The organism is Pseudomonas sediminis, from assembly GCF_039555755.1.
In the GTDB taxonomy this organism is placed as follows: domain Bacteria; phylum Pseudomonadota; class Gammaproteobacteria; order Pseudomonadales; family Pseudomonadaceae; genus Aquipseudomonas; species Aquipseudomonas mendocina_D.
In genome coordinates this window covers 1716090-1734678 of record NZ_CP154631.1, presented here as the reverse complement: position 1 = coordinate 1734678, position 18589 = coordinate 1716090, and the positions used below count along the sequence as shown (strand labels likewise).

Genomic DNA, 18589 nt, shown 5'->3' with positions numbered 1-18589 from the left:
ATATTATCCACGATTAATCCTTACAACCAGCTCCACGAAACCCCGGTGTACACGCCAAAGCCTTCGCCCGGCGTCGAGCGGGCGGCGTCGGTGCCGTTGTCGTTGTAGCCGGGGGTGACGGTGGCGGCGTAGCGTTTGTTGGTGAGGTTGCGCAGGTCGAGCCAGGTTTGCCAGTCGCCTTTGGGGGCGTTGTAGCCGAGGGTGGCGCCGAAGGTGGCGTAGGCGTCGGCGTAGTAGCTGTTGGCGTAGTCCACCGCGACCTTGGAGGCGTACTGGGTGTTGAGGCCGGTGTAGAAGCCGTTGGCGAAGTCGTAGCGCAGTTCGGCCTGGTAGTAGTGGCGCGGCAGGCCGGGCAGGCGGTTGTCGCCGAAGGCGTCGTCGTCGCGGTAGTGGAAGTCGCTGAAGGTGTAGGCCTGGCGCAGGCTCAGGGCGCCGGCCGCGCCGCCTTGCCACAGCGGGCTGGTCAGGCCGGCTTCGATGCCCTGGTGTACGGTGGGGCTGGCGTTGGATTCGGCGAAGACGTTGGGCTCTATCTCGACGGTGAGCAGTTCATGACGCACCTGTGAGTAGTAGTAGGTCAGCTCCCACTGGCCCAGCATGGAGTCGCCCCACCCGCCAACCTCGAAGGTGGTGGCGGTCTGGTTATCCAGGCTTATGGCGGCGCTCTGACGGTTGCTCCAGGGCTGGTTGCTGGTGGGGAAGCGCAGCGGCGAACTCCAGAGCATCGACCAGGCATGCGGCGGTTCTACCGAGCGGCTGATATTGCCGAACAGCTGTACGTCGGGGTTGAGCTGATAGCGCAGACCGAGGCGCGGCGCGTAGTCCCAGCTGTGTTCGTTGAGCCTGTCTTCGGTAGCCGGCCAGGTCACTTCGGCTTCGCGGCGGGTGTAGATCAGTGCCAGGCCGCTGGTGAGCCACAGGTTAGGCGCCAGCTCCGTGTCGTTGCTGAGGTGCAGTACGTTGTCCGAACCCAGGTGTTCGTAGTCGCGCATCAGGGTGCCCGCTGGATAGGTGGTGCCGTTGACGTCGATTGGCAACGCTGCGGTTTCCTTGGATTTGCTGCTCGGCAGGTTGGTGGTGCTGCGCAGTCCGAGGGTGGTCACGCTGTTCAGGCCGAACAAGCTGTGCCGGCGGGTGTAGTTCAGGGTGCCACTGATATCGCTGTAGTCCACGCGGATGCGATAGGCGCCCCCGCGATAGGCGGTCTCGGTGATATCCATGGGGTAGTGGTGGTAGGCCAGGCCGGCGACCAGGGTGGCGTCGTCGTCGATCTGCCAGGTGGTCTTGTTGGCCAGCCAAGTGCTGCCGGGTTGATCGCGGTGGGCGTCGATGCTGCGGTTGGCCGCAGCGGCCTGGCGCGGGTCGTCCTTGAGTTGCGCCTTGGTCAGGCGGCCGGGCGTTTCGTGCTCGGTCTCGCGGTAGCGCAGGTAGAAGCGCGTTTCCAGATTCTCGTTGAGCCGATAGCCTAAGTTGGCGGCGATGCCTTTGCCCTTGCCGGAGGCCTGATCCTGATAGCCGTCGGTGTGGCTGTCGGTCAGCGCCAGGTAGTAGTCGAAATCGCCCAGCACCTGACCGGAGGCGATGCTGCGCTTCTGGTAGCCACGGCTGCCTGCTTCATAGCGCAGTTGCAGTTTGGGTGCGGTGTAGCCGGTGTGGCTGATGTAGTCGATGGCGCCGCCCAGGGCCAGCGCACCCCGGTCGAAGCCATTGGCGCTGCGCAGCACTTCGGCGCGACTTATCCACAGCGGCTCCAGCAGTTCGTAGGGCGTGCCGCCGGAGCCGGTCAGCGGCAGCCCGTCGAGCAGAATGTGCGTGCCGGAAGCGTGCGAACCGGGGCCGCGGTTGATACCCGAGCCGCGCACGCTGATCTTCACGCCCTCGTTGCCGGGCGACTGCGCATAGACCCCGGGCTGGTAGGCCAGTACGTCGGCGACGCCGGCCACGCGGCCCTGCACGACCTTGTCCATGTCCACCACATTGGTGGCGCCGGGGACGCGTTTGAGCTCCTCGCGCGCGGCCTCCACTTCACTCATCTGCACGCCGCTGACCTGCAGCGAGTCGAGCTGCATGGGCTCTTCGGCGAAGGCGCTGTGGCCGCTCAGGCAAGCGAGGGCGAGCAGGGTGAGGCGGGCAGGTTGGCGGGAAAACGGCAGGGGCAGCATGCAAGGGCTCCGTTGAGCGGGCGGCGAGTGTGTCTGATGGAGGCCGACGAGGATTCGTCACGCCAGCGCGCTGCTGGCGCGGGGGCACATCATGCCGGTTTTGCCCGTGCTGTGCAGCGGGCCGCTCAGGGAGAAGCAGGGCGGCCGCGCGACTGGTGACCGCCCCTGTGGATAACCCTCAGGCCAGACCGGCCTTGTCCAGACCGAACTGCTTGTCGGCGGAGCCGGGCACGGTGCGGAAGGCCACGTTGAGGCGGTTCCAGCCGTTGATGGCGACCACCAGGAAAGTCAGCTCCGACAGTTCCTGTTCGGAGAACTGCTCGCGCACGCTGGCGTAGGTCGCGTCGGACACGCCGTGCGGCGACAGCTGGGTCAGGGCTTCCGTCCACTCCAGCGCGGCGCGCTCCTGCGCGGAGAATAGCGGCGATTCGCGCCACACGGCGACATGGTGCATGCGCAGTTCGCGGTCGCCATGGATCTTCGCTTCCTTCACGTGCATGTCGACGCAGAAGGCGCAGCCGTTGATCTGCGAGGCGCGCAGCATGACCAGGTGGGCCAGCGGCGCAAGAAAGGGGCTGCGGGTCAGCAGCATGGAAAACTCGGCGTATTTGCCGGAGGTCTTGGGGGCGAGTGCGAAGTAGTCGAGGCGCTGGCTCATGGTGATCATCCGTATCCACGTTGAGGGGTGCGATGGCGTGACGGCCTGCCCCGGTAGCGATGAATCTACGCAGCAGTGGCCCAGTCACATAGATCCAATTGTGCAGATTCGGATTGATCCACTTCGCTCAGCGTCGGGCTTGCGACGGCGGAAAACCATACTCGCGCTTGAAGGCGGCGCTGAAGCTGCTGAGGTGCTCGTAGCCGGCCAGATTGGCGGCATCCTCCACTGACAGGCCCTGCTGGCGCATGGCCTGATAAGCGCGGGCCAGGCGCTGGCGGCGCAGGTAGGCGGCGATGGTGGTGCCGTTGCGGCTGCGAAAGGCATTCTGCAGGTCGACCGGGTTGGTGCCGAGCTGGCGCGCCATGTCGGTGATGCTCAGGGCATCTGCCTCGCCGCTGTCGAGCCATTCCTTGAGGCGCGCCAGGCAGCGTTCGAGATGGCTGCCGAGGCGTTTCTCCTGGGGCGTGTCGATGCCGCGCAGGATGTCGCAGGCCAGGTCCAGGGCAAAGCTCTCGCGTTGCAGGCGTTGCATCAACGGCGGCAGGCTCGCGTCACGTTCGAGCAACTGGTGGGCGCGCTGGAGGATATCCACCGAGGGTTGCCAGGGCAGGCTGTGCCAGTGGCTGCGGCTAAAGCGCATCAGGGCGTCGCTGCGCAGCTGGCTGTCGAGGGCGAACTGCTGCAGCCAGTCCGGGGTGATGCTCAGGCACACCTTGGTTTCTTCGCGGCCGCTGCGCCAGTGGCGCTGAAACTGGTCGCTATCGGTCAGGTTGACCAGCATGGCGCGCTGACCGCCGGGGCGGGCGTCGAAGTGCAGGCGCTGGCGCGGCAGGCTGACTTCGGCCTCGCCCTGCAGCAGAAAGGCGGCGGTGATGCCCGGTGCCAGGCGGTTGTCGCTACTGGCGTCGACCAGGTCGCGGCTGTGGCTGAAGTACAGCACCAGGCCTTCGCTCAGCACCTGCACCTGTTGCTCGCCGTCGAGCACTGGCTGCTCGCCCGGCAGCTCGCGCTGAAAATGCAGGTTGCCGCCCAGGGTGTGGGCGACATCGCTGAGCTGACCGCAGGTGAAGACCGTCATGCTGGCTTGACCGATGGAAGTTTCGTTGCGGCTAATTTTTCCTTCTTTTCCCCTAAGCGCGCAACATTGTTCAGAATTATTCTCATGTGCAATGAGGTCGCAATCGTCTTGATTGCGTCACCAACGATCATGGGAATCACACAGCGATGGGTTTGCTCCTCACGCAAACGACGGTGGTCGAGGCGGTCTTCCACGACCAAGTCGATGCGGCGCAGATACGCCAGTGGCTGGATGGCATCGAGCGTCTGATCGAAGGCCGCCAGCCGTTCTTCTTCATCTCCAGCACCCGCGAGGGCAGCACCTTCGTCGAGGATTACCGGGCCATCCAGGGCGTTTGGTACAAGCAGCACAAGGCGGCGTTCCGCGAGATCTGCGTGGGGCTGGTGCGAATCGCCTGTGATGCTGACGAACAGGCCCGGCTCGACACCCCGGCGCTGCATGCCGCCTGGGGCGTGCCCTATTTCGTCACCCTGGACAGGACGCACGGCTATCGCTGGATCGCCGAGCGCATGGTGAATCATGCAACGTCCGTCTGAGCAGGCGCCGGTGACCCGGCTGGCGCTGGCGGTGATCGTGGTGCTGTACCTGGCCCACGCCCTGCCGCTGTACTTCTTCAACGTGGCGATGCCGGCCATTCTGCGCAGCCAGGGTGTCGATCTGCGCTGGATCGGCATGCTTTCGCTGCTGTATGTCCCCTGGGCGTTCAAGTTTCTCTGGGCGCCGCTGGTCGACCGGCATTACCTGCACAGCCTCGGCCGGCGCCGTACCTGGCTGTGGCTGACCCAGGCGGCGCTGGTGGCCGGCATCTTGGTGCTGGCGCTGACCGGCCTGGAGCACGGCTTGTTGCTGTTCGTGCTGGTGAGCCTGTGGATATCCACGTTCGCCGCCACCCAGGACATCGCCATCGACGGCTACACCGTGGAGTCGCTGGCCAGCGAGGATCATCGCCTCGGCAGCATGGCGCAGAGCATCGGCGTGGCCCTGGGCAGCCTATTCGGCGGTGCCGGCGTGTTGTGGCTGTACCAGGTGGTCGGCTGGCAGAGCGCGCTGCTGACCCTGGCCGGCCTCAGTGCCCTGACCATGCTGGCGGTGGCGCGGGTCGATGATCGCCTGCCGGCGCAGGCCGAGGCGGCCAAGCCGGGCTTCATCGCCACCTTCAAGCGCCCGGAGATCCGCTGGGCACTGTTGCTGATTCTGGTCTATCGCCTGGTCGAGGCGCCGGCCATGGCCATGCTCACGCCGATGCTGGTGGATCGCCAGTGGTCGCTGACGCAGATCGGCCTGCTGATGTCGGTGGCCGGTGCCAGCGTCGGGCTGCTCGCCGCCGTGGCGGCTGCGCGTTTGTTGCTGCGCCAGCGTGCGGCGACCCTGCTGCTGCGTGCCGGCTGGCTGCGCAGCCTGGCCTATCTGGCGGTCGCCGGGCTGCTGTTCAGCGGCCTGGCCGACGGCTCACCGCTGTGGCTCGGCACCATGGTGCTGGTGCTCCTGGCCATCCGTTACCTGGCGATGACCAGCCTCTACGCCCTGTTCATGCAGCTGTGCTCGCGGCAGCAGGCCGGCACCGACTTCACCGTGCTGGTGTGCTTCGAGCTGCTGGTGTTCTTCGTCGGCGGTTCGCTGTCGGGCTTCGTCGCCAAGGGCCTGGGCTACGAAACCTATTACCTGCTGCTGGGCGCACTTTCAGTGCTCAGCGTCCTGCTCTGCAAACCTATCGTCCGGTCGATCCAGGCCGGCTCCGGCAATCATTGACGCGCTTTCTCTGGGGGAAACCATGAGGCATCTTTCGGCATCCATGCAGGTCACCTTACTCAGCCTGGCGGTGAGCGGCGCGCTCCACGCGCAGGCCGACGACACCACGAGCAGCCAGGTCAAGGAGCTCGGCCCGATGGTGGTCACCGCCACGCGTTCGGCCAAGAGCATCGCCGAGATCGCCGGCACGGTGTACAGCATCGAGCGCGAGCAGGTCGCCGAGCAGGCCGCCGCTGGCCGTTCCACCGCCGATATCCTCGGCCAGCTTGTACCTTCTCTGGCGCCGAGCAGCGGCACCGCCAGTAACTACGGCATGACCATGCGCGGGCGCACCGTGCAGGTGATGATCGATGGTGTGCCGCTGACCGGCTCACGTGATGGTTCGCGCCAGCTCAACAGCATCAGCCCGGCGATGATCGAGCGCATCGAGGTGATCTCCGGTGCCACCAGCATCTATGGCGCCGGCGCCACCGGCGGCCTGATCAACATCATCACCCGCAATGCCGACGACGAAACCAGCGACTTCAGCAGCCGTATCGGCCTGCGTACCCCCGGCAAGGCGGCGCGCGATGCCATGGCCTACGAGGCCTCGCAGACCGCTGCCTTCCACCAGGGCGCGGTCAGCGGTTTCGCGGGGCTGAGCTACACCAAGCAAGGCGAGATTCGCGATGCCGACGGTGATCGCATCGGCCCGGAGATCGCCCAGACCGACCGCCAGGACACCACCAGCTTCGACTTCAACGGTCGCCTGACCTGGCACCTGGACGATGACCAGCAACTGAGCGCCGGCGTGCGCTATTACGACGACGAGCAGGACAGCGACTATGGCCCGGACTACGGCCCAGGCCTGGCAGCGCTGTTCACCCCGGCGACTTTCCAGCCGAGCCTGCAAGGCATCAAGGGCCTGCAACTCGACGATCAGCCGCGTACCCGTCACTACGGCGCCAACGTCCAGTATCTGAATCGCGACCTGTTCTGGGGCCAGCAATTGACCGCCGAGGCCTATTACCGCAAGGAGAAGTCGCGCTGGTTCCCGTCCGTGGCGGCCGCGGTGCACCCGGCGCTGCCGGGGGGCTTCACCTACGTGGCGCTGCAGTCCAACACCGATATCGATGTGTGGGGTGTACGCACCGCGTTGCAGAAGGGCTTCGAACTGGCCGGGCGCGACCTGCAACTGACCTACGGCCTGGATCACGAACGGGAAAAGGACAGCCAGAGCGGGCAGTCTTACGACCTCAATACCTTCATCGCCAGCAACGGCCTGAACTACCGCGAAGCCCAGCGCTATGCCATGGGCCCGGACGTTGAGGTGAGCAAGACCGGCCTGTTCCTGCAGGGCGACTACCAGCTCACCGAGCGTCTCAGCCTGCAGGCCGGGGTGCGTCGCGAGACCATTGGCAACGACGTGGACGCTTCCATTCCCTATGGCGAGGCGATTGCCGCCGACCGTGTGCCGGGTTATCAGCCGCAGACAATGGCCGGCGGCAACGTTCGCCACAGCGAAACCCTGTTCAACCTCGGCGCGGTGTACAAGCTGACCGACACTCAGCAGCTGTTCGCCAACTTCTCCCAGGGCTTCAGCCTGCCTGACACCCAGCGCATGCTGCGCGACGTGTCGGCCAACTTCTCGATCGATAACAGCAGCATCGATTCGATCAAGGTCAACAACTACGAACTGGGCTGGCGCCTGGGCGATGCCCGCGGCCTGAATGCCGGGGTGACCGCGTTCTACAACACCTCCGACAAGGTGGTGCAGTTCAACCGCGACTACAGCGTCTCGGTGGCCGATACCGACGAACGCGTGTGGGGTGCCGAGGGCAATCTGCAGGTGCCGGTTGCCGAGGGCTGGACGCTGGGCGGCACCCTGGCTTACACCCGCGGCCAGTACAAGGACGCCGCCGGCAAATGGCGCGAGCTGAACGCTTTCCGCGTGTCGCCGCTGAAGGCCACCGTTTACAGCGACTGGGATTTCCTCGATGGCTACGGCGTCCGCCTGCAGGCACTCAGCGTGGGCGGCAGCGACCGCGCCTACGACGACGCCCAGGCTGCCGCGGTGAGTCCGAGCATCCGCGCCAATCCCTCGGCGAAGATCCAGGGCTACACCGTGGTCGACCTGATCGCCCACGCGCCCTGGTTCGGTGGCGAGGTCGGCTTCGGTGTCTACAACCTGGCCGACCGTGACTACAAGAGCGTCTACAGCCAACAGGCCGAGGCCACCTACGGCAAGCTCTCCAGCCTGCCGGCGGCGGGGCGTACTTTCGCCCTCAGCTACTCGGTGGCGTACTGATAAGCGCTCAGTCCGCCCGGTAGTTCAGCGGCCGCTTCGACGACTCCGGCAGAGCCAGGCCGCCGGCCAGGGCCAGTAGGGCGATGGCGATCAGGTAGAAGGCCGGCGACATGCGGTTGCCGGTCGCCTCGATCAACCAAGTGGCGATCAGCGGCGCGGTGCCGCCGAAGATGGTGTAGGCCAGGTTGTAGGTGAAGGCCGAGGCGGTGTAGCGCACCCGGGTGGGGAACTGCTCGGAGAGCAGCACCGCCGTGACCACGCCACAGATCACCGCACCCACTGCCAGCAGCATGGCGCCCAGGGCTGAAGCCAGCAGGGTGCCCGAGGCGGCCAGGGTGAAGGCCGGATACACCGCGACGATCAACGCCACTCCGGCGGTGAGGATGGTGCGGCGGCGCCCGACGCGATCCGAATAGCGCCCGACGAAGGGACACAGCAGGGCGGCGAAGAACAGCGCGATCAGGCTGGCCAGCAAGGCGGTCGGCCGCGCGGCGCCGCCGACCACCTGCATATAGGTGGTGAGGTAGGTGGTGAACATGTAGAACGACAGCGCCGTGGCGGAGATGAACGCCGACAGGCAGAGCACGGTGCCGCCATGCTCGCGCAGGGTTTCGCGCAGCGGCGAATGTTCAGGGTGAGGCTGGGCAGCCAGGGCCTGGAAGGCCGGTGATTCGTCCAGACGCAGGCGCATGTACAAGCCGACCAGGCCCAGCGGCGCGGCGATCAGGAAGGGCACGCGCCAGCCCCAGGCCTGCATCTGCGCTTCGTCCAGCCAGAAGCCCATGCCGAATACCAAGCCGGCGGCGCAGGCGAACGCCATGAAGGTCGAGACTGGTACGAAGCTGCCGTAGCGCGCCTTGCGTTCGGTGGGCGCATGCTCCATGACGAAGGCGCAGGCGCCGGCGTATTCGCCTCCGGCAGAGAAACCTTGCAGGCAACGCGCCACGGCCAGCAGCAGCGGAGCGAACAGACCGATGCTGGCGTAGGTGGGCAGCAAGCCGATCAGCGTGGTGGCGCCGGCCATCAGCAGCACTGTGATCGACAGCACGCGTTTACGCCCGATCCGATCACCGAGAATGCCGAAGACGATGCCGCCCAGTGGGCGCAGGGCGAACGACACGGCAAACACGGCAAAGGTCTGCAGCAGCGCCAGGGTCGGGTTGCCCGGTGGGAAGAACAGCGAAGCGATGGTCACGGCGAGAAAGCCGTAGACGGCGAAGTCGAACCACTCGACGAAGTTCCCGATGGCCGAGGCGGCGATCACCTTGTGCAAGGTGGCCGGGCTGACCTGCTGGCCCGTGTGCATGGCATTCATATAACGCTCCTGATCCCTGATTTAGACGGCTTCAGGCAGGTTACGGAGCGATGTGCGGGGCGGGCGCTTCGCAGGCGACAGCGGCGTTGCCGTGAGCGACCTCAGCCCTGAGGAAACTGCGCCGGGTCGGAGAAGCAGGCGCGCAGGTGATCGAACACCAGGCGCACCCTTGGCGGCACCGGGCCTTGCTGCGGGCGGTAGATGAACAGCTGCCAGGGATCGGGTGCCTGCTCGGTCAGCACCGCCTGCAGGCGGCCACTCTCCAGGTAGGGCTGCGCCAGATAGGCGGGTAACTGGCCGTAGGCCAGGCCGGCGAGCACCGCCTCCAGCTCTGCTTCCTGGTCATCGCAGACCAGCGCTGGCGCGGGCGGATGCAGGCTGGGGCCGTGAGCGAAGGTCCACGGCCAGGGACGACCGTTCTTGCGGTCGATCAGCACCGACAGCGGCCGCTGTTGCAACTCGTCGAGGCTGCGCGGCTCGCCAGTGGCAGCGATCAGCTCGGGCGCAGCCACCACCAGCAACGGCACCGGCGCCAAGGCGCGCGCGACGTAGCGGCTATCACGCAGAAAGCCGACGCGGATGCCGATGTCGATCTGCGCCTCCACCGCGTCGGTGATCTCGTCCTCCAGGCGCAGGTTCAGCACCAGCTGTGGGTGCTGCTTGAGCAAGGGCTGCAGGAACGCCACCAGAAAGCGCTTGCCGATGGCCTGCGGCGCGGTGATGCCGATGCGCCCGGCGATGGCCGATTCGGCCTCGGCGCGATGGCCGCGAAACAGCGCATCGAAGTCTTCCAGCATCTGCCGGGCGCGCAGCGCATAGGCCTCGCCGAAGGCGGTGATATGCACCTGGCGGGTGTTGCGGTGAAACAGGATCTCGCCCAGCTCCTCCTCCAGCGCCTTGATCGCACGGGTCACAGCCTGGGGGGAAACCCCCAGGCGAGTGGCTGCTTCGCGGAAATTGTTGCAGTCGGCTGCGCTGCAGAAGATGCGGACCATCTCCATGCGATTAAGCATGTCGGGATGCCTCTGTATTCCATAATGTGGAATAGCCTAATCCAAACTCTTCCATTCATTGAAACTTAAATCGCCTCTAATGTGAGGCTATGTCCAGCGAGCGACGCCGGGCACTCAACGAATCGATAGAGGGCATCACCATGAGCAACAATATTTCTGGCAAGGTCGTGGTCATCACCGGCGCCAGCAGCGGCCTGGGCGAAGCCACCGCCCGTCATCTGAGCAAGTTGGGCGCCAAGGTGGTGCTGGCCGCACGGCGCAAAGAGCGTCTCGAGCAACTGGTCAGCGATCTGGTTGCCGCTGGCGGCGAGGCCGTGGCCTACCAGACCGACGTGACCCGCGCCGATGAGGTCAAGGCACTGATCCAGGGCGCGCTGGACACCTTCGGCCGCGTCGATGTGCTGATCAACAACGCCGGCCTTATGTCCATTGCACCGATGAGCGATGTGCGCGTCGAGGAGTGGGAGCGCATGATCGACATCAACATCAAGGGCGTGCTGTACGGCATCGCCGCGGCGCTGCCAGTGTTCCAGCAGCAGAACGCCGGGCACTTCATCAACATCGCCTCGGTGGCCGGGATCAAGGTGTTCAGCCCGGGCGGTACCGTCTACAGCGGCACCAAGTTCGCCGTACGCGCCATCTCCGAAGGGTTGCGTCACGAGGTAGGCGGCAGCATCCGCACCACCACCATCGAGCCGGGCGCGGTGGATTCGGAGCTGAAGTTCGGCAGCTCGCACCAGCAGAGCCGCGACTTCGTCGTCGACTTCTACAAGCAGGCGATTCCGGCGGAATCGGTGGCACGCGCCATTGCCTACGCCATCGAGCAGCCGGCTGACGTCGACATCAACGAGATCGTTCTGCGTCCGACCACGCAGGAGTTCTGATCCATAACCGCTGTTGCAGGCGCTTGCGATGCTGGTTCACCCGAGCCAGCATGCAGGCGCCTTTTTCGCTTTCAGGAGTCTGCATGAGCGCGTCCATTCATTCCGTCGACCTGGCCAAGGCCTACCGTCTGCTCAACCACGGGCCGACCGTGCTGGTGTCGGCGCGTCATCAGACTGTGGATAACGTCATGGCGGCAGCCTGGTGCTGCGCCCTGGATTTCGATCCGCCGAAGCTGACCGTGGTGCTGGAAAAGGCCACCCGCACCCGCGCGCTGATCGAGGGTAGCGGCCTGTTCGCCATCCAGGTGCCGACCGTGGCGCAGCTGCAACTGACCCAGGCGGTGGGCAGCGCCAGCCTGGCCGATGATCCGGCGAAGCTGGCCCATGCCGGGGTCGAGTTGTTCGAGATGGCAGGCCACGATGTGCCATTGGTGGCCGGCTGCTCGGCCTGGCTGGTCTGCCGGCTGATCGATGAGCCGCATAACCAGCAGGCCTACGACCTGTTCATCGGCGAGGTGATCGCGGCCTGGGCGGACGAGCGCGTGTTCCGCGACGGCCGCTGGCATTTCGAAACGGCCGACCCGAGCCTGCGCAGCCTGCATCACGTCGCGGGCGGGCACTACTACGCGATTGGCGAGGCGCTCAAGGCCTGATGTCGGGCGTGCTCAGCGCGCCAGCGGTAGCGCTACACCGATCAGCACGAAGAGCACGCCGCAACTGCGGTTGAAGGTGCGGCCGCCGCGTTGCAGCCAGGGCCGTACGCGGAAGGCCAGCAACGCCAGCAGCAGCTCGACGAGGAACTCGACCACGGCGAAGGTCGCTGCCATCACCACGAACTGCACGGCCAGGCCGCGTTGCGGATCGACGAACTGCGGCAGGAAGGCGCCGTAGAACAGGATCACCTTGGGATTCGACAGTGCCGACAGCAGCCCTTGGCGAAACAGCCGTACGGCGCTGGGGCGGGTGCCGCTGTCTGCCAGGGTCAGGTTCATCGGCGGCGAGCGCCACAGTTGCACGCCCAGCCAGATCAGGTAGGCGCCACCGATCCATTTGAGTGCTAGCAGGGCGTTGGGCGCGGTCTTGAGCAAGGCACTGAGGCCGAACATGGCCAGTGCGATCAAGGTACTGAAGCCAACCACACCGCCAAGGATGGTGGCCAGTGCCATGCGCGCGCCGTACAGCCCGCCGTGGGTCAGCGCCAGAAGGCTGTTGGGGCCGGGCGTCAGCGCTAGGCCAAGGGTGGCGACGAAGTAGACGAGCCAGAGTTCTAGGGCCATGCGGGTCTCCTGTTTGGGCGTGGCCAGTCTAGTCAGCGGCAGGTACTTGAATAAGGTAAATTCTGGCTATCTAGCAGTTGATTCTGGACATGACATGGCCGAAAGCCCCGACCTGCGTTTTCTCCTGTTGCCCCTGCCGCAGTTCGCCCTGCTGCCGTTTGGTGGCTTTCTCGACAAGTTGCGTTTTAGCGCCGACGACGAGGACTACAGTCGCCAACGTTACTGCACCTGGACGATTCTCGGCCTGCAACCAGGGCATGTGCTGTCCAGCAGCGGTGCTGCGCTGCGGATCGAGGCCACACCCGAGCAACTCGATCTGGCTGACTTCGACTATCTGGTGCTGTTCGGCGGGCGCAACGCGCAGGCCACCGCCGCGCTGGCGCCGACCTATCAGCAGCTGCTGCGTCGCGCAGCTCGCGCTGGGGTGAAGCTGGTGGCGATCGACAATGCCAGCTTCCTGCTCGCCGCCTGCGGCCTGCTCGACGGTTATCGGGTGGCGGTGCACTGGCGCCATGAAGCGGAATTTCGCGCCAGCTTTCCGCAGCTGCGCCTGGCTCGCGAGCGTCTGTATTGCCTTGATGGTGCGCGGATTTCCTGCGCCGGCGGCACCGCAGCCATCGATCTGGCGGTGGAACTGCTGGCTCAGGGCAGCGGCCGGGCACGGGCGCTCAAGGGCTTGGCCGATATGCTGGTGGACGAAACGCGCAGCGGCCAGCACGCGCTGCGCTCGTTGCACACGACATCGAGCGGCGAGCGCCATGTAGACCGCGCCATCGCCCTGATGCGCCACGGCCTGGCCAGTGCCGATGGCATCGAGCAGCTGGCGGCCAGTGTCGGCATCAGCCGGCGTCAGCTCGATCGCCTGTTTCAGGCCAGCCAGGGCATGAGCGCGCGCGAATACTGGAATGAGCTACGCCTGCAACATGTGCGCTGGCGTCTGCTCAACTCCAGCCACAGCCTGGCGCAACTTGCCGACGAGATCGGCGTCAGCGATGCCAGTCACCTGGGCAAGCTGTTCCGCCAGCGCTTCGGTGTTGCGCCTGGCGCCTTCCGCCGTCAGGGCGGCGCGTTGTAGGAGCCGCGCCTCGCGGCGAATGTGGCGAATAGCCGGCTGCAATTGCTTCGCGCCGGGGCGACGCTCCTACGGAATAGGGATGACAGCGGCAGAGAGGATCATGACTCGATATCCGGGTAACTGCGCGGTGTATACACCCACTCGCCGCCATCGGCGCGGGGGAAACGGTGGGTCTGACTGGAGCCGATGATCACCAGGGTGCGCATATCGACCAGCTCCGGCGTCAGCTCGCCGAGGGTGAGGGTGCGCAGCGCTTCGGCCGGGCGGCCGATATCGCGGCCGAGCACCACCAGCGTTTCTGGCGTGCGGTGCTGGCGCAGCAACTCCAGCGCGCGGCCGAGCTGCCAGGGGCGCGACTTGGAGATCGGGTTGTAGAAGGCCATGGCCAGATCGGCGATGGCGGCGTGCTCCAGGCGCTTTTCGATCACTGCCCAGGGCTTGAGGTTGTCGGACAGGGATATCAGGCAGAAGTCGTGACCCAGCGGCGCGCCGGCCTTGGCGGCGGTAGCCAGGGCGGCGGAAACGCCCGGCAGTACCTCCAGTTCGACGCCTTGCCAGGTCTCGCTTTGCGGGTTTTCCAGCGCCTCCATTACGGCAGCGGCCATGGCGAACACGCCGGGGTCGCCCGAGGAGATCATCACCACCCGCCGGCCGCTGGCGGCCAGTTCGAAGGCGTGGGCGGCGCGCTGCAGCTCCTCGCGGTTGTCGCTGGGATGCACGCATTGATCGGCGCGCAGCGGGCCGGCCATTTTCACGTAGGTGTCGTAGCCGAGCAGGTCTTCGGCTTCGTCGAGGGCACGGCGCACGGCGGGCGTCATATGTTCGGCGGCGCCGGGGCCGAGGCCGACCACGCTGAGGCGGCCACGGCGCTGGCCGAGGCGTTCGATATCCAGCGGTTGTTCACTCAGCAGCAGGCGCAGGCCGTCGCTGGCATGGTGCTCGGGCGGTAGCTCGGATGTGCTGTGGATAAAGCGCAGTGGCAGCTTCAACTCGGCGGCGGTGGCGTGCAGTTCGGCGTTGGCCATCCAGCTTTTGTCCGCCAGCAGCACGGCCAGCGCTTGTGGCGCCAGGTTGGCGTTGCTCAGCGCTTGGTGCAGGCGAGCCGGCAGGTCGGTGACGGGGCGTTCGATCAGCGCGGCGGCGCTGCGCGGGTGGATCAGCAGTTCGTCCGGCTGCGCTGGGCGTGCCTGCGGGGTGATGTGGATTACACGATCGGCAGCGTTATCCACAGGCAACAGCGCGGATTCCAGCCAGGGCGCCTGGCCTTCGATGCGGACCGTCTCGCCGCCGAGCAGGTCGCTGACGAAGCGCTTGCCTTGTTGTAGGTCGGCCAGCGCGTAGCCGGCCGGTGGTTCCAGCAGACAGGTGCCGAAGCGCAGCTCGCCGCTGGTGGTGATGGCCGGCGTCACACCCAGGTGCGCGGCGATCTCGCGGGCCAGGCGGTTGACCCCAGCCAGGCCACCGAGCAGCGGCACCACGGCGCTGCCATCCTCTGCCAGGGCCAGCACCGGCGGCTCGGCGCCTTTCTCGGCCAATAGCGCGGCAAGGCTGCGGATGACGATCCCGGCGGCGCACAACACCACCAGCGGCTGACCGGCGCGATACAGGGTGCGCAGGTGCTCGCCGAACTCGTCGTAATGGCGCTCGGCGCCGTCGGCACGCCCGCGCAGGCCGTGGATCTCCGCCTGTGGATAAAGCGCCTTGAGACGTTGTGCAGTGGCCAGCGCACTGGCGCCGAGGATGACGATGTTCATGCGGTAAATCCTGTAGCCCGGATGCAATCCGGGGAATGGGTTTCCCGGATTGCATCCGGGCTACGGTCTGAGTCCTGTGTGCTGAGATAAATGAACTGCCTCCTCAGTGCACGGACTGCTCACTCTCCCATTTATGGGAGAGGGTGGCTCAGGCGATTCGGAGTTGCCGGTTAGACCCTCTCCCCCGGCCCCTCTCCCGCAAGCGGGAGAGGGGAGAAAAGAATGTCGTGCGCTTCACCCCCGCCATTTCTGGCCGGGCACCAGAATCATGGAGAAGTACGGCGAATCCATCGGCTCCACCTCGTCCAGCGGCACTATCTTCTGGCTGGCCATGGTCGCGCGCTCGACGTAATGGGCGCGGTCGTCCAGGCCGAGCTTGCGCAGCACGCGGCGCACCTTGTCGAAGTTGCGCCCGAGCTTCATCACAACCGCCGCTTCGGCGTCGCGCAGGCGCTGTTCCAGTTCGTCTTCCGGCAGCACGCCGGAGAGCACGCTCAAGCTCTGGTTGCGGTAGACCAGCGGCGTGCCCAGCACCGAGGCGCAGCCGAGCATCGAGCACACGCCGGGCACCACTTCCACCTCGTAGCGCTCGGCCAGGCGGTCGTGCAGGTACATGTAGGAGCCGTAGAAGAACGGGTCGCCTTCGCAGATCACCGCCACGTCCTGGCCGGCGTCCAGCAATTGGGCGATCTGCTGCGCGCAGGTGTCGTAGAAGTCGGCGATCACATCCTCGTAGGACAGCGGCGGGGCGAGCTTCTCGGTGGTCACCGGGTAGACCAGCGGCAGGCGCTGCTGGGCGGCGTCCAGATGTTCCTCAATGATGCTGAAGGCATTACCGCCATGGCCGGCATTGTGCTTGGCCTTGGCCACGAAATAGGCCACCACGGGCGCCGATTTCAGCAGGCGCAGCGCCTTGAGGGTAAGCAGCTCGGGGTCGCCGGGGCCGACGCCCAGACCAAGCAGACGGCCAGCCATCACTCCACCTCCGAGGCGAGGGCGTTGACTGCCGCCACTGCCATGGCGCTGCCGCCGCGGCGACCACGGACGATCACGTAGGGCACGCCACGGCTGTCTGCGGCCAGGGCATCCTTGGATTCCGCCGCGCCGATAAAGCCCACCGGCATACCGATGATCAGCGCCGGCTTGGGTGCGCCCGCATCGAGCATTTCCAGCAGGTAGAACAGCGCGGTGGGCGCATTGCCGATCACCACCACGCTGCCTTCCAGATGCTCGCGCCAGTGCTCCAGGGCCACCGCCGAGCGGGTGTTGCCGACTTCGCGGGCCAGCTCCGGTACGCCGGCGTCGTGCAGGGTACAGATCACTTGGTTGTTAGCCGGCAGGCGCGGGCGGGTGATGCCCTCGGCGACCATGCGCGCATCGCAGAGGATCGGCGCACCGGCCAGCAGCGCTGCTCGGCCAGCGGCGCCAGCACCGGGGGAGAAGCGCAGGTCCTCCACCACATCGACCATGCCGCAGGCGTGGATCACCCGCACGGCGAGTTTTTCCAGGTCGGCGGGAATGCCGTTGAGGTTGGCCTCGGCGCGGATGGTGGCGAAGGAGCGGCGGTAGATTTCCTGGCCGTCGCGGATGTAATCAAGCATCGGGGGTTCCTGCGGGGTGTTGGCGGGCGAACCAGGCGCCGGCTTCGTCGATGGTCATGGCTGGCACCAGTAGGAGGCCAAAGCCGGGCGCCTCGGGCGTGCGTTGATAGAGCTGGTAGTGGTCGGGCGTGCTGGCCAGCAGGGTATAGGGCTGCACGCGGGCGCTGGCGCAACTGCGCGGGCAGGCGCTGAGATGCACCTGCGGGCGGGCACCGCTTTCGTGCAGCAACTCTGCCAGGTGCAGGGCGTGGTGTTTGCTATCGGCCAGGCCGCGCGCGCAGGCCGCCGAGCCGGTGCAGGCGACCAGACCAAGCAGTGGCTCGTCGGCATGGTTCAACAGGCCCAGTTCACCCAGCGCGACCAGCAATTTGTCGGCCTTTTGCTCCGCCACATTGCCTAGCAGCACGCCTTGCCAGGGGGTTAGGCGCAGCTCGCCGTCGCCATGCCGCTCGCTCAGATCGGCGAGGGCGAGGAGTTGCTCTGCATGCAGACGGCCCAACTGAGCGCCGGCTGCGACCATGCACAGGCTTCTCTGTGCTTGTGGATAAATACCTGCCGGTGGGCGCATGAGCGTCGCGCTGGGCTGCCAATTGACCGGCACCGGTTGCAAGGGAAAATGCAGGCGCGTCTGCAGACGTTGCAGCAGTTCGTCGACTGGGATCTGTTGCAGCAACTGGCGCATGCGAGATTGCTCGGGAGTCGCCAGTTCGAGGAACAGCAGCAGGAGCTGGCGTACCAGCTCGACTGCCTGGGTCGCCTCGATGCGCGCCAGAGGCGCCTCAAAGGGGCAGCCGGCCAGGCCCAGCAGCAGGTGCTGGTCGTCCTCGGCGGTCAGCCACAGGTCGTGGGGGTGTTCGCGCATGGCCAGGGCTTCGCCGCCGTCCAGTTGCAGGGCGAACTTGGGTGACAGGGCATGCAGCGCCGGGGTGTCCTGCAGCAGGTCGAGCAATTGGTTGGCCAGCGGACGCACGTCCATCCGCGCCTGCGGGTCGAGGCCGGCGGCGGGGCTGAGCATCAGGTTGCGCACGTCATCGGCGGCGGCCACCCGGGGGCCGAGTCCAGCGGCGAGCAGGGCATCGATCAGCGGCGCTTCCTGACCGGGCAGCACGCCGCGAATCTGCAGGTTGCTGCGGTTGGTCAGCTCCAGCACGCCACTGGCATGCTGCCGCGCTGCCTCGGCAATCGCCCGCGCCTGGGTGCCGAGCAGCACGCCGCCGGGCAGCTTGATGCGGCAGATGCCACCGTCCAGCGCAGGCACGATGCGCAGCAGGCCGGGGCAGGCGGAAGGGCGGACGGATGTGGGCAAGCGGTCACCTGTGGATAACGACGCGGCGACCGAACCAGCGAAATCCCATAGGGGACTCCATGGCATCGGTACACCCCGCCCGATGTTGGCACTCGCGACCAGCGTTCGTCGGCAGGTCTCCTGGCTGACAGGTCTTGATCCGCTGCGCCTTCCCGGTACAGGCCGTTGAAAAACTATCTGCGTTGGCAATACGGCGTTAAAAACGGCCTCAAAATGCTCATTTACAACATGTAAACTGCGCTTTTTCGGTCGTTTTTGCCTTGTCTTGCCTGCCTCGCTTACGTTTTTCAGCGGCCTGTTTCCAGTGGCCGATTGCGTTGGACTCGCTGTTTACAGTTGCGGGGGCAGCCACGGTTTTACCGTGTTCCCTCTTGGGGAAACTCTGAAATGGCCATTTACCGTCACTCCCGCGAAGGCGGGAGCCCAG

Annotated in this window: 16 protein-coding genes and 1 riboswitch; of the genes, 6 read left to right on the top strand and 10 right to left on the bottom strand. The window is 66.0% G+C overall.

The window, feature by feature from the left end; translation table 11 throughout:
- Positions 1–20 precede the first annotated feature (20 nt).
- The 3 genes from AAEQ75_RS08260 to AAEQ75_RS08250 form a co-directional block, all read right to left on the bottom strand.
- The gene (locus AAEQ75_RS08260; RefSeq protein WP_343351572.1) at positions 21–2162 is read right to left on the bottom strand and encodes a TonB-dependent receptor family protein; all 2142 of its coding nucleotides are present in this window, start codon (positions 2160–2162) and stop codon (positions 21–23) included.
- Positions 2163–2340: 178 nt separating this feature from the next.
- Positions 2341–2829: a carboxymuconolactone decarboxylase family protein gene (locus AAEQ75_RS08255; protein ID WP_343351570.1), complete on the bottom strand. Its 489-nt coding sequence runs from the start codon at positions 2827–2829 to the stop codon at positions 2341–2343.
- A 118-nt stretch (positions 2830–2947) separates the two neighbouring features.
- Complete coding sequence (locus AAEQ75_RS08250; RefSeq protein ID WP_343351568.1) at positions 2948–3901, bottom strand: helix-turn-helix transcriptional regulator; 954 nt, start codon at positions 3899–3901, stop codon at positions 2948–2950.
- A 146-nt stretch (positions 3902–4047) separates the two neighbouring features.
- Here AAEQ75_RS08250 and AAEQ75_RS08245 point away from each other — a divergent pair, with 146 nt between their 5' ends.
- From AAEQ75_RS08245 to AAEQ75_RS08235, 3 genes are read left to right on the top strand one after another with little or no spacing between them, the layout of a single operon-like run.
- Entirely contained in the window at positions 4048–4437 is a 390-nt protein-coding gene (locus AAEQ75_RS08245; RefSeq protein WP_343351566.1) for a hypothetical protein, read from the top strand.
- Entirely contained in the window at positions 4421–5650 is a 1230-nt protein-coding gene (locus tag AAEQ75_RS08240) for an MFS transporter (protein ID WP_343351563.1), read from the top strand. Before AAEQ75_RS08245 ends, AAEQ75_RS08240 begins: the two co-directional genes overlap by 17 nt.
- Positions 5651–5672: 22 nt before the next feature.
- Positions 5673–7937 carry a TonB-dependent receptor gene (locus AAEQ75_RS08235; protein ID WP_343351561.1) on the top strand — a complete coding sequence of 755 codons (2265 nt, stop codon included), beginning with the start codon at positions 5673–5675 and terminating at the stop codon, positions 7935–7937.
- Between the two features lie 7 nt (positions 7938–7944).
- On the opposite strand, the gene AAEQ75_RS08230 is transcribed toward AAEQ75_RS08235, so the two are convergent.
- Complete coding sequence (locus AAEQ75_RS08230; protein WP_343351559.1) at positions 7945–9252, bottom strand: MFS transporter; 1308 nt, start codon at positions 9250–9252, stop codon at positions 7945–7947.
- Positions 9253–9353: 101 nt separating this feature from the next.
- Positions 9354–10265, bottom strand: a complete 912-nt coding sequence (locus AAEQ75_RS08225; protein ID WP_343351557.1) for a LysR family transcriptional regulator — start codon at positions 10263–10265, stop codon at positions 9354–9356.
- A gap of 140 nt (positions 10266–10405) precedes the next feature.
- Between AAEQ75_RS08225 and AAEQ75_RS08220 the strand changes: the two genes are divergently transcribed.
- Together AAEQ75_RS08220 and AAEQ75_RS08215 are read left to right on the top strand one after the other, a co-directional pair.
- On the top strand, positions 10406–11149 hold the full coding sequence (locus AAEQ75_RS08220) for an SDR family oxidoreductase (protein ID WP_003464863.1): 744 nt from the start codon (positions 10406–10408) through the stop codon (positions 11147–11149).
- Between the two features lie 83 nt (positions 11150–11232).
- On the top strand, positions 11233–11802 hold the full coding sequence (locus AAEQ75_RS08215) for a flavin reductase family protein (RefSeq protein ID WP_343351554.1): 570 nt from the start codon (positions 11233–11235) through the stop codon (positions 11800–11802).
- A gap of 12 nt (positions 11803–11814) precedes the next feature.
- Here the strand turns inward: AAEQ75_RS08215 and AAEQ75_RS08210 are convergent, their stop codons facing one another.
- Entirely contained in the window at positions 11815–12426 is a 612-nt protein-coding gene (locus AAEQ75_RS08210) for a LysE family translocator (protein WP_125880752.1), read from the bottom strand.
- Positions 12427–12520: 94 nt separating this feature from the next.
- On the opposite strand from AAEQ75_RS08210, the gene AAEQ75_RS08205 reads away from it, so the two are divergent.
- Positions 12521–13501: a GlxA family transcriptional regulator gene (locus AAEQ75_RS08205; protein ID WP_343351551.1), complete on the top strand. Its 981-nt coding sequence runs from the start codon at positions 12521–12523 to the stop codon at positions 13499–13501.
- 98 nt (positions 13502–13599) lie between these two features.
- On the opposite strand, the gene cobJ is transcribed toward AAEQ75_RS08205, so the two are convergent.
- The 4 genes from cobJ to cobG all read right to left on the bottom strand — a co-directional run bounded on the left by cobJ (position 13600) and on the right by cobG (position 18162).
- On the bottom strand, positions 13600–15255 hold the full coding sequence (cobJ, locus tag AAEQ75_RS08200) for a precorrin-3B C(17)-methyltransferase (RefSeq protein WP_343351549.1): 1656 nt from the start codon (positions 15253–15255) through the stop codon (positions 13600–13602).
- A 234-nt stretch (positions 15256–15489) separates the two neighbouring features.
- The gene (locus AAEQ75_RS08195; protein ID WP_343351547.1) at positions 15490–16230 is read right to left on the bottom strand and encodes a precorrin-2 C(20)-methyltransferase; all 741 of its coding nucleotides are present in this window, start codon (positions 16228–16230) and stop codon (positions 15490–15492) included.
- Positions 16230–16856: a precorrin-8X methylmutase gene (locus tag AAEQ75_RS08190; protein WP_003464850.1), complete on the bottom strand. Its 627-nt coding sequence runs from the start codon at positions 16854–16856 to the stop codon at positions 16230–16232. The genes AAEQ75_RS08195 and AAEQ75_RS08190 overlap by 1 nt, the downstream gene beginning before the upstream one ends.
- Complete coding sequence (gene cobG, locus AAEQ75_RS08185; RefSeq protein WP_343351544.1) at positions 16849–18162, bottom strand: precorrin-3B synthase; 1314 nt, start codon at positions 18160–18162, stop codon at positions 16849–16851. Before cobG ends, AAEQ75_RS08190 begins: the two co-directional genes overlap by 8 nt.
- Positions 18163–18255: 93 nt before the next feature.
- Positions 18256–18580: riboswitch (cobalamin riboswitch) on the bottom strand.
- Positions 18581–18589: the final 9 nt, after the last annotated feature.